The following is a 393-nucleotide window of genomic DNA, read 5'->3' as shown; positions in this document are numbered from 1 at the left end:
TTAAGATCCCTGTGGGAGCGAGCCTGCTCGCGAAGGGGCCGGCACTGACTCCGTGTTTCTTACAAGCACCACTCGAAACCCGCACCGCCCGTCGGATGCACGTCTTCACCTGTCAGATCTGACAGGTGCGCAAGCCCTCCAATACGCGTTAACTCACTCCGTCACCTTTGCCCACGGAGTCAGCGCCATGTCCAGCCCCAGCGAGCCTCTCGTCCTCGCGGAACTCGATATCCCCGGTCGCACCGGCCCGGTAGCGGAAACTCCGGTGAAAATCTGGGGCATCAACATCGCGGCCGCGCTGGGCAACTTTCCACTTAATGGTCTGCTGTGCCAGGCGGGTCCGTGGGGGAACATGGCGGTTGGCGACAAGTTGACCATCTTCTGGGGCACCGG

The 393-nt window shown here is 62.1% G+C and carries 1 protein-coding gene; it reads left to right on the top strand.

Features of this window, described 5'->3' with window-relative positions; all coding sequences use genetic code 11:
* Window positions 1-187: 187 nt before the first annotated feature.
* Window positions 188-393 (top strand): hypothetical protein (locus HU765_RS26620; protein WP_186624088.1); only part of this gene is annotated, 206 nt, incomplete at its 3' end.

Origin of the sequence: Pseudomonas sp. SWRI81, from assembly GCF_014268545.1 — a bacterium.
Lineage (GTDB): Bacteria > Pseudomonadota > Gammaproteobacteria > Pseudomonadales > Pseudomonadaceae > Aquipseudomonas > Aquipseudomonas hamedanensis.
This window is presented reverse-complemented; position numbering and strand designations above follow the sequence as displayed.